The following is a 12095-nucleotide window of genomic DNA, read 5'->3' as shown; positions in this document are numbered from 1 at the left end:
ATGCCGCAAGCGACCATGAGCACGACGATCCCCGGGAGAGCCTCCCTTCACCGCCGCCTTGTTGCCCCATTATGTGCGGGCGCTCTGGCGCTTGCACTGGCGGCCTGTTCCAGCGGCGGCACCACACCCGTGAAGAGCACGCCCGCCGCGCCTGGCAAGCGCATCAAGGGCGTCCCCGTCGTGCGCGAACCTACGCGTTCGGCTCCGCGCGATGCCGCCGTGCAGATGGCCCCCGGCCTCGAAGGCGTGATCGGCGCCAGTCAGAGCCAACTCACCCGCATGTTCGGCCAGCCCCGCCTGGACGTATGGGAAGGCGACGCGCGCAAGCTGCAGTTCACCGGCACCGCCTGCGTGCTCGACGTGTTCCTCTATCCCAGCACCACGTCGAAGGAGCCCCATGCGACTTACGTGGAGACCCGGCGCGCCTCTGACGGACAGGATGTCGACCGCGCAGCCTGCATCGCCGCACTGCGGGGGAAGTAAGGGCTTCGACAAGCTCAGCCTGAGCGGGCAGACATCAAATTCCTCCCCGGCACGGGGAGGGAACGCCCTCACCCCACCCGGATCGGCGGAAGCACGTCCAGCCCGGCGTCACCGGCTTCGTCCACCAGCCCTTCGGGATCGGGGTGGATGAGGATGTCGGTATCGGGAAACTCCACCCGCAGCCTCTCCTCCAGCGCGTCCATGACCTTGTGCGCCTCGCGCACGGTCATGTTCCCGTCGACCCAGACGTGGAACTGCACGAAGTCGCGGTTGCCCGAAGTGCGCGTGCGCATGTCGTGGACGCCGGTGATATCCGGATCGCGGGCGAGTACCTCCAGGAAGCGCTGCTTCTTCTCGGCAGGCCATTCGTGGTCCATGAGCTGATCGAGCACCTGCCGCGAAGCACTCCATGCCCCCCACGCCAGCCAGACCGCGATGGCGAGACCAAACAGCGGATCCGCGCGCGAGACGCCGAGGTAGCGGTCCAGCACCAGCGCCGCGATCACCGCGCAGTTCAGCAGCAGGTCCGACTGGTAGTGGACGCTGTCGGTGGCGATGGCGAGGCTGTCGGTACGGCGGATGACGTGGCGTTGCCAGCCGATCAGCGCGAACGTAACGAGGATCGCCGCGATCGAGACGCCGATGCCCGCCTCCGCCGCCTCGACGCGCCCGCTGGCGAAGAACTGCTCCACGGCACGCGCGGCGATGCCGAGCGCCGAGATGGAGATCAGCACGATCTGGAACAGCGCCGCGATCGCCTCTGCCTTGCCATGGCCGAAGCGGTGCTTGTCATCGGGCGGGTGCGCAGCGATCCACACGCCAAGCAGCGTGGCGAGGCTGGCGACGAGGTCGAGCGTGGTGTCGGCAAGGCTGCCCAGCATCGCCGTGGAGCCGGTGAACCATGCCGCCCAGCCCTTGATCGCCAGCAGCAGGCTCGCCGCGCCGATGCTCGCAAAGGCGGCGCTGCGATTGAGGGTAGCGTGATCGCTCACGGATAGAGCAGGCTGCTCGCCCAGCCTTCGGGGCCATGCTCGAACCGGCGGCGCTCGTGGAGGCGGTACGGGCGGTCATGCCAGAACTCGATCGCCTGCGGACGAACCCGCCAGCCACCCCAGTGAGCAGGACGCTCCACCTCAGCGCCTTCGAACCGCGCGCGCGCCGCCTCGTAGCGGGCGAGGAAGGTCTCGCGCGAATCGAGCGGGGCGGACTGGTCGGACGCGACCGCGCCCAATTGCGAATCGCGGGCGCGAGAGTGGAAATAGGCTTCGGCCTCGGCCTCGCTCACCGGCGACAGCACACCCTCGATGCGGATCTGGCGGCGCAGGCTCTTCCAGTGGAACAGCAGCGCGACGTGCGGATTCGCGGCGATTTCCTGCCCCTTGCGGCTGTGGCCATTGGTGTAGAACACGAAGCCGTCGGCATCGTAGCCCTTGAGCAGCACCATGCGGACCGAAGGCGCCCCGTCAGGCGTCGCGGTAGCCAGCGCCATGGCGTTGGAATCGTTGGGTTCGGCCTCGCGCGCCTCATCGTACCAGCGCGTGAACAGCGCGAAGGGATCGCCATGCGGGATGACTTCGTGGGCGTCGGTATCGGTGGGGTGCGCGGTGCTCACGGTATGGATGTCCTGACTTGCGACGCCTTGATGGCAACGGGGAACCTGCCCGCCGGTGCCCGGTTGCGTCAGGCACGACCTTGATCGCGGACAATTCTCCTGTGCGAATTAGGGAACCGCGCCCCACGGTGCAACCCACGGAACGCTTGTCCAAATCCGAGTCGCAACCTAGCTAGGGGCATCATGGCAGCAGATCCCTATACCACCCTCGGCGTGTCACGCGGTGCGAGCGAGAAGGACATCAAGTCCGCCTATCGCAAGCTGGCGAAGGAACTCCACCCGGACACCAACAAGGACAACCCGGCAGCGGCCGCGCGCTTCAACGACGTAACGCGCGCCTACGACCTGCTTTCGGACAAGACCAAGCGCGCCCAGTTCGACCGGGGCGAGATCGACGCCGAGGGCAACCCGGCGCATCCCTTCGGCGGCGGCGGTTTCGGCGGGGGCGGCTACGGCGGCGGTCCGGGCGGCCAACGCGGTTTCGGCGGCGGCTTCGGGGCCGAGGACGGGATCGACCTGGAGGACATCTTTGGTGGCATCTTCGGCGGCGGCGGTCGCGGGGGAATGGGCGGCATGGGCGGCGGAGGTCGTCGCGCGGCTCCCAAGGGCGCCAACGTGAACTACCGCCTTGCCGTGCCGCTGACCGATGCGGCGGAACTGAAGCCCCAGCGCATCACCCTGTCGGATGGCAAGACCATCGACCTCAAGCTGCCTGCGGGGCTGGAGGACGGCACCCAGATGCGGCTTGCGGGCAAGGGCGAGCCCGGCCCCGGCGGCAACGGCGATGCCACGGTGACGATCCAGATCCAGCCGCACGCATTCTTCAGGCGCGACGGCGACGACCTGCGCATCGACCTGCCGATCACGCTGGACGAGGCGCTGCTCGGCGCGAAGGTCAAGGCGCCCACGCCGGCAGGGGCGGTGATGCTCTCCGTCCCGGCGGGCGCGAGTTCGGGCAAGGCGCTGCGTCTCAAGGGCCGCGGCATGACCCGCAAGGACGGCACCCGCGGCGACCAGCTCATCACGCTGCAGATCATGATGCCCGAGCCGGACTCCGAAGCCGGGGTCGACCTCGCCAGCCGCCTCGAAGGCTGGAGCGACGGCCGCGACGTGCGCGGGAAGCTTGGCGTCTGACGCCTCCCACGAAGCGCTGAGGGCAAAGCTCCGGCGCAAGGCGGGGCCGGGAACGCGGTTCTTCCGCGTGACCCGTCGCGTCGTGGGCGGCACGTGGGACGACGGGTTCATCCACGCGGGCAACCTTGCCTACATGAGCCTGCTGTCGCTGTTCCCGTTCTTCATCGCCCTCGCCGCCATCCTCAAGGCGCTGGGCGAGCAGGACCAGATGGGCGCGTCGATCGATACGATCCTGCGCGCCCTGCCCCCGCGGGTCGGCGATGTGCTGCGCCCGGTGGCTCATGACGTCGCCGCAGCGCGCCACGGTTGGCTCCTATGGGTCGGCGGTCTCCTCGGCCTATGGACCGCCGGCAGCCTGATCGAGACCATCCGCGACATCCTCCACCGTGCCTACGACGTGAAGAAGCGCCACCGCTTCTGGCGTTCGCGCCTCGTGTCGAGCGCGGTGATCTTCGGATCGGTGCTGCTGCTGCTCGTCTCGCTGTCATCGCAGGTGCTGCTGTCCACCGCCGAGACGGTGCTGGCGACGCTGTTTCCCAGGCTCGACACGCTGTCCGAACAGATCGCGCTCAGCACGGCGATGAGCGGAGGCGGGATTTTCATCTCGATCTATCTGCTGTTCTATCTGCTGACGCCCTCCGCCTATCAGCGGCGGCGCTATCGCAAATGGCCCGGTCCGGCGTTCGTCACACTCTGGTGGCTTCTGGTCGCCTGGGCGCTTCCGAAAGTGTTGCAGAGTTTCCTCATGTACGATTTGACGTACGGAAGCCTCGCCGGAGTGATGATCGCGCTTTTCTTTTTCTGGCTTGTCGGACTAGGGATGGTCATAGGCGCTGAACTGAACGCAGCGCTCGCGCAGGCGAACGAGATGGAACACGTCCCGACAAGCCCCGCCACGGCTTTTGGGCCGAACGACAAGTAAGAGTTACAGGAAGAAACGAATGACCGGTCTGATGCACGGCAAGAGGGGGCTCATCATGGGCCTCGCCAACGACAAGTCGCTGGCCTGGGGTATCGCGAAGAAGCTGCACGAACAGGGCGCCGAACTGGCGTTCTCCTACCAGGGCGACGCGCTTGCCAAGCGGGTGAAGCCGCTGGCGGAGAGCCTCGGCTCAGATTTCCTGATCGACTGCGACGTGTCCGACATGGCCGCGCTCGACGCCGCCTTCGATACGCTGAAGGCGCGCTGGGACACGATCGACTTCGTGGTCCACGCCATCGGGTTCTCGGACAAGAACGAACTGCGCGGCAAGTACGTCGACACCAGCCTCGACAACTTCCTGATGACGATGAACATCTCGGCCTACTCGCTGGTCGCCGTCACCAAGCGCGCCGAGGCGATGATGCCCAACGGCGGCTCGATCCTGACGCTGACCTACTACGGCGCCGAGAAGGTCGTGCCGCACTACAACGTCATGGGCGTCGCCAAGGCCGCTCTCGAGGCCTCGGTGAAGTACCTCGCCAACGACCTCGGACCGCAGGGCATCCGCGTCAACGCGATCTCGGCCGGGCCGATCAAGACGCTGGCGGCCAGCGGCATCGGCGATTTCCGCTACATCCTCAAGTGGAACGAGTTGAACTCACCGCTCCGCCGCAACACCACCATCGAGGACGTGGGCGGATCGGCGCTGTACTTCCTCTCCGACCTCGCCTCGGGCGTGACCGGCGAAACGCACCACGTAGATTCGGGCTACCACCTGGTCGGCATGAAGCAGGAAGATGCCCCGGACATCGCGCTGGCCTGAGCCTTCGCGGTCTTGTGAAATGCGAAAAGGCCGGGGCTGATGCTCCGGCCTTTTTCTATGGCGCGCTTACGGTAAGAGCTTCTCCGGAAAGCTCACCGCTCCGCCGCCTTGGCAGGCGCGATTACATCGACCTTGACCTTCTCAGGCGTGGTAGCCTTCACGAAAAGCTGCCACGAGGACACCGCCAGCACCGCCGCCAGCAGCGGCTGCAGCACCTTGTCCGGCGCATGCGAGGACAGGTAGCTGCCCACGACCACGCCCGGGATGGAGCCGATCAGCAAGTTGGTCAGCAGTGTCCCATTGACGTCGCCCATGATCCAGTGCCCGGTCCCGGCGATCAGCGCGAGCGGGACGGCGTGGGCGATGTCCGAGCCGACGATGCGCGCCACCGGCAGCTTGGGGTAGAGCACCAGCAACACCGTCACGCCGATCGCGCCCGCGCCCACCGAGGATATCGACACGGCAAACCCGATCAGCGCCCCCAGCAGCACGGTGCCGCCGATCTCGCGCTCTGGCGAGCGTGCGGCGTGACGCTCATGCGCGTGGCGGAACAGCCACTTGCGGCCGATCACGGCGAGCGAGGTCAGCGCGAGCAGGCAGGCCAGCGAGATCAGGATGACGTGCTCGGTGGACTTGCCCACCTTGCCGACCCAGGCCAGCACCAGCAGCGTCAGCAGCGCGGCGGGAATGCTGCCCAGCGCCATGCGCTTGACGATCTTCCATTCCACCGTCTCGCGCGATCCGTGGACGGCAGACCCGGCGATCTTGGTGATGGCGGCGAACAACAGGTCGGTGCCAACCGCCGTCTTGGCACTGACGCCGAACAGCAGCACCAGCAGCGGCGTCATCAGCGAGCCGCCGCCCACGCCCGTCAGCCCCACCAGCGTGCCCACGAGCAGTCCCGCGACGGCGTGGAAGATATCGATCGAACCGGTCAGGCCCATTGCATACCCGTGCTTGCCACCCGGCGCTTCACCCGGCGTTCTTATCGCGCCGTTCCAGCCGGTTTGGCCGCCCAAGACAAGCGGATTTCGGGTTTCAGGGGGTCAAGACGGACTTCGCGGGATGCGCGATCAACGCGTAGTTCTGGACCGATCCGGTACGAAGCGTTGATCGCGGTCTTATTTCTTTTCAGGCGCAGGGACCGGAGCACCGCCCTCAGCCGCATCCTGCTCGGCGGCCTGACGCTTGCGTTGCTCGAAGTAGGCCTTCTCGGCTTCCTCGACCCGTGCCTGATCGGCGGCGGCATCAGCGTCGATGGTCGACAGGCGCTTCTCCCGCTCGGCCTGAATCAGTTCGCCGAAGCGGACATCCGAACCGTTGGCCTTCTCGGCATAGGCCTTGTTGATGAGCTGCTGCGTGCAGCCCAGCGAACCGCCCGCACCGACCGGCGAGCAGCTCTGCGTGCCGAACTTGCCCACCGTCTCATAAGCCTGCACGCGGTTGGCCCAGGCATCCGACTTGGGGCTGTCGAACCCGCGCAGCGGCTCGGGAATGCGGTAGCGTTCCTCTTCCGGCTTGCGCGCGCAGACAGTGATCTCTCCCGAGCCCGAGCCTGGGCACGGATCGTCACCGTAGACGATGAGCTGGTTCACCTTCTCGCCCGAGGGGTCGACCATGCCCCCATCCTGCGCGAATGCCGGCGCAGCGGCCAGCGAGAGGGCGGCTACTGCGGCAGAGAGGAGGAGGCGGGTCATCGGTGGCTCCAGCAGGTCGATGTGGGGGCGTCGCACCCGATATAGGAAGGTGGCAGCTTGAATGACAGCTTAAGAACGTCAACCCGCGAGGTATCAGATCCGTTCCGACAGCTTGATGGCGACACGGCAGCCCATACGGATGGCGTGGAACAGCACCGGATAGGCCGGGGCCTTCTCCGCGCCCGCCGCCAGCGCGGCATCACGGTGCTCGCGCTCCTCGTCCCGGAACTTGAGGATCGCGGCACCCAGTTCGGGATCCTCGTCGCCCAGTTCCTCAAGCTGTTCGGTATAGTGACGGTCGATCTCGGTCTCGATGGCGGCGGTGCAGGCCATCGCCGCCTCCGGCCCCATCAGCGCCGTCGCCGCGCCCAGCGCATAGCCCGCGACCGACCACACCGGCTGGAGCAGGGTCGGGCGCACACCGCGCTCGGCGATCATCGCGTCGAACTTCGCCTGATGCTCGGCCTCCTGCGCGGCCATGCCGGCCACCTCTGTGGAGTGCGGCGCGCGCGTGCCCATCACTGCGAGCTGACCCGCATAGATACGATTCGCGCCGTATTCGCCCGCCTGATCGACCCGCAGCATGCGCTCGCTGCGCTTGTTCATTGTCGTCATCTCACGCCTTTCCACTGCGGGCGATGAGGCCGAACACGGCCAGCGCACCCGCGGTCGAGAACAGGAAATTCCATCCCGCCAGCGATACGCCAAGCAGGCTCCATGGCGCGACGTCGCAGCGGATCACCGGCGCCTTCATGATCGCGTCGAGCGGATCGCCACCCGCTGCGAAGGGACTGGCGGTGCAGGCGGTCATGCCCTCCCACCAACCGTATTCAACGCCTGCGTGGAAGCCGCCGATCAATCCGGAGACGAGCACCGCCAGCGCCGCCACGGCCACCAGCGGGCGCACCGGCCTCCAGAAGAAGGCGAGCAGCCCCAGCAGGATCGCGAACATGTGCGGATAGCGCTGCCACCAGCACATCTCGCAAGGATGCAGCCCGAAGACATACTGGCTCACCAGCGCGCCACCGAGCAGGAAAACGGGCACGCCCAGCGCAAGCCAGCGGGCGGCGCGCACGGGCGCGGCGACGGAAACGGCCATATCCCCCTGCTCCGCCGGTCAGTTCTTGGTCGCGGCGGCGAGCGCGGGCTTGCCGGCTGTGCGCTGCAGGGTGGAGATCGCGTAATTCAGCTGGAAGTCCTTGATGCCCTGCTTCTCAAGCTCTGCGGCGGTCACCTTGAAGCGCGGATCGTCCTGCTTGTCGGTCTCCAGATCCTTGTCCTTCAGCGCCGCCTCGTTGATGAGATGGCCGCGCAGGTCGGATTCGCGCACTGCCCGCTCAGCCCGCGCGCGGGCATCGGGATCGGAAAGCTGCGGCACCTTGATGTCGGGAACGATGCCGCCCTCCTGCACCGAATGGCCCGACGGCGTGAAGTAGCGCGCCGTGGTGATCTTGATCGCGCTGTTCTGGTCGAGCGGCAGGAACGACTGGACCGAGCCCTTGCCGAAAGTCCGCTCGCCCATCACCACCGCGCGGTGCTGGTCCTGCAGCGCGCCCGCAACGATCTCCGACGCGGAGGCCGAACCGGCGTCCACCAGCACGACTACCGGCAAGCCCTTGGCGGCATCGCCGCGGAACACCGACTCGGCGCGGTAGAACTGGTTCTCGTTCGGGTTGCGACCGCGCTGCGAGACGATGTCGCCCTTCTCGAGGAACAGGTCCGACAGCGCCACCGCCTCGTCCAGCGAGCCGCCGGGGTTGGAACGCAGGTCAAGCACGATGCCCGCCAGCTTGCCGCCACCCTTCACCGCCGCCTGCTTCTTGAGATCGGCGATCGCGCTGTTCACGTCGTTGCCGACGTCGCGCGAGAACTCGTTCACCGAGATCACGCCGACGTTGTCCTTGTACTCCCAGGTCACGGGCTCAAGCTCAATCACGCCGCGCGTCACGGTGACGTCGAACGGCGCATCGCGGCCCGGGCGGAAGATCGTCAGGCGGATCGAGGTACCCGCCGTCCCGCGCATCTTCGACACCGCCTCGTCCAGATCGCGCTCGTAATAGAGCACGCCGTCGAGGTGGGTGATGTAGTCGCCCGCCTTGAGCCCCGCCTTCTCCGCCGGGCTGCCCTTGAACGGCGAGACGATCTTCACCGCGCCGTCATCCTCCACCACCGAGAGGCCAAGGCCGGTGTACTTGCCGTCGATCATCGTCTCCAGCCGCTGGAGCGACTGGCCGTCGAGGTAATTCGAATGCGGGTCGAGGCTCGCCAGCATCCCGTCGATCGCGCCCTTGAGCAGCTTGTCGTCGTCCACCTGGTCGACATAGTTGTCCTTCACGATCTGGTAGATGGTGAAGAGCTTGTCGAATTCGTGGCTGGTGCGCGTGTCCACCGCAGCGAGGCCGGAGGTCGCGACGGGCAGGACCGCCACGGCAGAAACCAGAAGCGCGGCGCGCGCGAACGGGGCGATCTTCATCGGGCGTGATGCCTCTTCATTCGTCGATCCGGCGCGTTCCGGCCGGAGATGGGGTTCATGACCGTCATCCTATCGTCCCAATGGCGTGAACGCCAGCGGAACGGGGATGTGCATCCATATAGGGGAGATCGGGAGAATTGCTCCGAATATCCGGCGGGTACGATCTCTCACTGCCATCTCAGCCCCGGAAAACCGGGACTTCGATCACCGCGAGGCCTCATATGGTATCGCTGGACGCATGTTCAAGGTCTTGTGATTGCCGATCAATCCCAACGCTTTCTTTACCATGCCACGGATAAGCCCGAGGACGAGACGGCGCAGCCACACGCATCAGACAAGCCAGGGAACCGATCATCTTCATGCCGACACCGGCAATCAGCGTCGCGATGAGCGTCTTCAATGGCGACCGCTTTCTGGCGCTCGCCATCGAGAGCGTTCTCGCCCAGGATTTCGGCGACTTCGAGTTTCTCATCCTCGACGATGGCTCGACCGACGGTTCGACCGACATCGTCCGCCGCTATGCTCAGGCCGATTCACGTATCCGTCCGATCCTTCGTGAGAACCGCGGGCTCGTGGCGAGCCTCAATGAGATGATCGAGGCCGCTCGCGCGCCGATCATCGCCCGCATGGATGCCGATGACATCTGCCGTCCTGACCGCTTCGGAAAGCAGATCGGGTTCCTTGCAGACAATCCCGACTACGGCGTCGTCGGAAGCTGGAGCGAGGACATCGGTGAGAACGGCGAGAAGCTTGTCCGCTCAGGCGCCGATCACCCCGAGACGCACGAAGACCTTATCGCCGCCATCGAAGTGGGCGGGCAGCTCATCTGCCACCCCGCCGCCATGTATCGACGTGAGGTGGTCCGCTCGGTCGGTGGCTATCATGCAGCATTCCGTCACTGCGAGGATCTGGACTTGTGGCTCCGGCTGTCCAGCGTGACCTGGCTGGGTAATATTCCCGAGCGGCTGCTGCGCTATCGACGCTATCCGGGTCAGGTTTCATCCCGTCATGCGACCGAACAGCAGATCGGCACCGCTGTCGCTCAGGCTGCGTGGCGCGAACGCAAGGCCGGTAGATACGACCCCACCGCCGATCTCGACAGGCTCCCCCCGATCGATGAGCTGGATGCGCTGTTCGGCCGCCCCGGTATTTCCCGACAGGTGCGCGAGCAGGTTGCGCTGGGGCTGCTCTACTCGGCGAGCGCCATGCGTGATGAAGGATTCGAACTGCTCATGACGCACTTGCGCGATGGCGGACGCCGTGACGGCATGTGGCGCACGGTCGCTCGCCTGGTGCGCTTCGGCGAACCGGCGCGGGCGCTCAGGCTTGCCGCGACGCTCACGACGTCCAGCCCGGCCTGATATTTCCTATGTCGACCGAGACAGCATCTCCGGACAGCGGACGCGGAACGGGCAGCGTCAAATCCGCAGCGCTCTGGGCTGCCGCGAGCCAGTACACGCAATTCGCGATGCAGTTCGTGACGTCTGTCATCGTCTCGCGCTTCTTCCTGAAGCCGGAAGAGATCGGCCTGTTCTCGGTGGCGCTGGCGGCTGCGATGATCCTGTCGGTCGTGCAGGACTTCGGACTTACCCGTTACCTCGGACGCCACCCCACCGCCGACGAGGACACCGTGCGCCATTGCACCGTGATCGCGGCGTGCTTCTCGTTCCTGCTTGCCGCGCTGATCCTCGCCGTCGCATGGCCGGTCGCGCGGTTCTACGGCGAGCCCCGGCTCTTCCCGATACTCGCGCTGATCGCGGGCTCCTATCTGCTCAATCCCTGGAGCATCGTCCCGGTGGCGCTGCTTTCGCGGCGGCTCGACTTTCGCGGGACTTTCCTTGTCAGCGCAGCAGGCTCGGTGACGAACAGCGCCTGCGCGCTCACGCTTGCAGCCATGGGCTACTCGGCCGAGTCGCTAGCCTGGGCGATGATCGCGCAAGCGGCCGCACGCGGAATCGCGGCGCAGATCCTGCGCCCCACCCCGCCGAGCTTCCATGTGAACTTCGGCCGGGCCCGCGAGATCATCGGCTTCGGCTCGGGCAGCGCGATCCTGTACCTGTCAGGCGGAATCGGCATGCGCACGCCGGACCTGATTATCGGGCGGATGCAGGGCATGGCCGCAGCCGGCCTGTTCAGCCGGGGCGTTGCCCTCGCCACCCAGTTGCACTACCTCGTCGCCGGCGCGGTGGGCTCGATCTACTATCCCACGTTCGCCCGTCTGCGCGACGAGGGCAAGGATCTCGGCCCCTATTACGAGCGTGTCGTCGCGGCGCACGGCGCCATCGTATGGCCGGCCATGGCGCTGCTCGCAGTGCTGAGCGAACCGGTGATCCTGCTGCTCTACGGTCCCGGCTGGGCGGGGGCAGCGCCCCTCCTCGCCTTCGTGGCGATAGCGGAATGCTGCTTCGTGGCGCTGCCGCTGCACATGGACCTGCCGATCCTCCTTGGGCGAATGCGCCAGTTGCTCTGGTTCAACCTGTTCGATACCGCCCTGTCCGTCGGCACGCTGGCGGCGGGGGCGGCAGTCGGCGTGGAAGCGGCGGCGGCATCGAGGCTGGTCTATGGCCTTGGATGGTTCTGCCTCTACGCCATCTGGCTGCAACGGCTGGTCGGGTTCCGCTGGAGTGCGACGCTGAGGATTTACGCGGCAAGCATTTTCGTGGCCGTGGTGACGATAGCCCCGGCGCTGTTCGCCGTCATCGTATGGCGTTCGCCTGCCACGCTCGGCTTCCTCGACCTGGTCGCTACCGGTATCGCATCCGGCCTTGCATGGATCGGAGCGATCTGGCTGCTGCGCCACCCCGCCCGGGACGATCTCTTCGGCATGGCGGCACATGTTCTCAAACCGATCCGCACCAGGCTGAATCCGCATTCGGCCTGAAACGGAACAATGTTCCACATGGTGTTTCACGCAATATCGTGATATCAAGTTCTCCCATAATGCAGGCATG

General features: G+C 66.3%; 14 protein-coding genes. 6 read left to right on the top strand and 8 right to left on the bottom strand.

Annotation, left to right across the window (positions count from 1 at the left end; translation table 11 throughout):
- Positions 1 to 15: 15 nt before the first annotated feature.
- Entirely contained in the window at positions 16 to 483 is a 468-nt protein-coding gene (locus tag LO787_RS24660; RefSeq protein ID WP_232493597.1) for a hypothetical protein, read from the top strand.
- Positions 484 to 551: 68 nt separating this feature from the next.
- Here LO787_RS24660 and LO787_RS24655 read toward each other — a convergent pair whose 3' ends face one another.
- On the bottom strand, positions 552 to 1475 hold the full coding sequence (locus LO787_RS24655; protein ID WP_232493596.1) for a cation diffusion facilitator family transporter: 924 nt from the start codon (positions 1473 to 1475) through the stop codon (positions 552 to 554).
- Positions 1472 to 2095: a pyridoxamine 5'-phosphate oxidase gene (gene pdxH, locus LO787_RS24650; RefSeq protein ID WP_232493595.1), complete on the bottom strand. Its 624-nt coding sequence runs from the start codon at positions 2093 to 2095 to the stop codon at positions 1472 to 1474. The genes LO787_RS24655 and pdxH overlap by 4 nt, the downstream gene beginning before the upstream one ends.
- A 183-nt stretch (positions 2096 to 2278) precedes the next feature.
- Here pdxH and LO787_RS24645 point away from each other — a divergent pair, with 183 nt between their 5' ends.
- The 3 genes from LO787_RS24645 to fabI all read left to right on the top strand — a co-directional run bounded on the left by LO787_RS24645 (position 2279) and on the right by fabI (position 4974).
- A complete protein-coding gene (locus tag LO787_RS24645; RefSeq protein ID WP_232493594.1) occupies positions 2279 to 3229 on the top strand; it encodes a DnaJ C-terminal domain-containing protein in 951 nt (316 codons plus the stop codon).
- 67 nt (positions 3230 to 3296) lie between these two features.
- On the top strand, positions 3297 to 4151 hold the full coding sequence (locus tag LO787_RS24640) for a YihY/virulence factor BrkB family protein (RefSeq protein WP_232493593.1): 855 nt from the start codon (positions 3297 to 3299) through the stop codon (positions 4149 to 4151).
- A gap of 19 nt (positions 4152 to 4170) precedes the next feature.
- Positions 4171 to 4974, top strand: coding sequence for an enoyl-ACP reductase FabI (gene fabI, locus LO787_RS24635; RefSeq protein ID WP_232493592.1), 804 nt, complete (start codon positions 4171 to 4173; stop codon positions 4972 to 4974).
- A gap of 92 nt (positions 4975 to 5066) precedes the next feature.
- Here the strand turns inward: fabI and LO787_RS24630 are convergent, their stop codons facing one another.
- The 6 genes from LO787_RS24630 to LO787_RS24605 form a co-directional block, all read right to left on the bottom strand.
- On the bottom strand, positions 5067 to 5918 hold the full coding sequence (locus tag LO787_RS24630) for a sulfite exporter TauE/SafE family protein (protein WP_232493591.1): 852 nt from the start codon (positions 5916 to 5918) through the stop codon (positions 5067 to 5069).
- Between the two features lie 177 nt (positions 5919 to 6095).
- Complete coding sequence (locus LO787_RS24625; RefSeq protein WP_232493590.1) at positions 6096 to 6671, bottom strand: hypothetical protein; 576 nt, start codon at positions 6669 to 6671, stop codon at positions 6096 to 6098.
- Between the two features lie 93 nt (positions 6672 to 6764).
- On the bottom strand, positions 6765 to 7286 hold the full coding sequence (locus LO787_RS24620) for a demethoxyubiquinone hydroxylase family protein (RefSeq protein WP_232493589.1): 522 nt from the start codon (positions 7284 to 7286) through the stop codon (positions 6765 to 6767).
- A gap of 1 nt (position 7287) precedes the next feature.
- Positions 7288 to 7770: a disulfide bond formation protein B gene (locus LO787_RS24615; RefSeq protein ID WP_232493588.1), complete on the bottom strand. Its 483-nt coding sequence runs from the start codon at positions 7768 to 7770 to the stop codon at positions 7288 to 7290.
- Between the two features lie 18 nt (positions 7771 to 7788).
- A complete protein-coding gene (locus LO787_RS24610; RefSeq protein ID WP_232493587.1) occupies positions 7789 to 9144 on the bottom strand; it encodes a S41 family peptidase in 1356 nt (451 codons plus the stop codon).
- Between the two features lie 217 nt (positions 9145 to 9361).
- Positions 9362 to 9544 carry a hypothetical protein gene (locus tag LO787_RS24605; protein WP_232493586.1) on the bottom strand — a complete coding sequence of 61 codons (183 nt, stop codon included), beginning with the start codon at positions 9542 to 9544 and terminating at the stop codon, positions 9362 to 9364.
- Between LO787_RS24605 and LO787_RS24600 the strand changes: the two genes are divergently transcribed.
- Positions 9531 to 10505: a glycosyltransferase gene (locus tag LO787_RS24600; RefSeq protein WP_232493585.1), complete on the top strand. Its 975-nt coding sequence runs from the start codon at positions 9531 to 9533 to the stop codon at positions 10503 to 10505. The two genes, LO787_RS24605 and LO787_RS24600, sit on opposite strands and share 14 nt — an antisense overlap.
- A gap of 8 nt (positions 10506 to 10513) precedes the next feature.
- Positions 10514 to 12025, top strand: a complete 1512-nt coding sequence (locus LO787_RS24595) for an oligosaccharide flippase family protein (RefSeq protein ID WP_232493584.1) — start codon at positions 10514 to 10516, stop codon at positions 12023 to 12025.
- The last annotated feature ends 70 nt before the right edge of the window (positions 12026 to 12095 follow it).

The organism is Novosphingobium kaempferiae, from assembly GCF_021227995.1.
Classification (GTDB): Bacteria; Pseudomonadota; Alphaproteobacteria; order Sphingomonadales; family Sphingomonadaceae; genus Novosphingobium; species Novosphingobium kaempferiae.
Note: the sequence above shows the minus strand (reverse complement) of the source record. Positions and strands in the feature narration are given on the sequence as shown.

Bases quoted from the DNA above. Each gene is read 5' to 3' on its own strand.
- fabI (WP_232493592.1), top strand. From the start codon at position 4,171: ATGACCGGTCTGATGCACGGCAAGAGGGGGCTCATCATGGGCCTCGCC.
- LO787_RS24600 (WP_232493585.1), top strand. From the start codon at position 9,531: ATGAGCGTCTTCAATGGCGACCGCTTTCTGGCGCTCGCCATCGAGAGC.
- LO787_RS24630 (WP_232493591.1), bottom strand. From the start codon at position 5,918: ATGGGCCTGACCGGTTCGATCGATATCTTCCACGCCGTCGCGGGACTG.
- LO787_RS24610 (WP_232493587.1), bottom strand. From the start codon at position 9,144: ATGAAGATCGCCCCGTTCGCGCGCGCCGCGCTTCTGGTTTCTGCCGTG.
- LO787_RS24625 (WP_232493590.1), bottom strand. From the start codon at position 6,671: ATGACCCGCCTCCTCCTCTCTGCCGCAGTAGCCGCCCTCTCGCTGGCC.
- LO787_RS24660 (WP_232493597.1), top strand. From the start codon at position 16: ATGAGCACGACGATCCCCGGGAGAGCCTCCCTTCACCGCCGCCTTGTT.
- LO787_RS24595 (WP_232493584.1), top strand. From the start codon at position 10,514: ATGTCGACCGAGACAGCATCTCCGGACAGCGGACGCGGAACGGGCAGC.
- LO787_RS24615 (WP_232493588.1), bottom strand. From the start codon at position 7,770: ATGGCCGTTTCCGTCGCCGCGCCCGTGCGCGCCGCCCGCTGGCTTGCG.
- LO787_RS24645 (WP_232493594.1), top strand. From the start codon at position 2,279: ATGGCAGCAGATCCCTATACCACCCTCGGCGTGTCACGCGGTGCGAGC.
- LO787_RS24620 (WP_232493589.1), bottom strand. From the start codon at position 7,286: ATGACGACAATGAACAAGCGCAGCGAGCGCATGCTGCGGGTCGATCAG.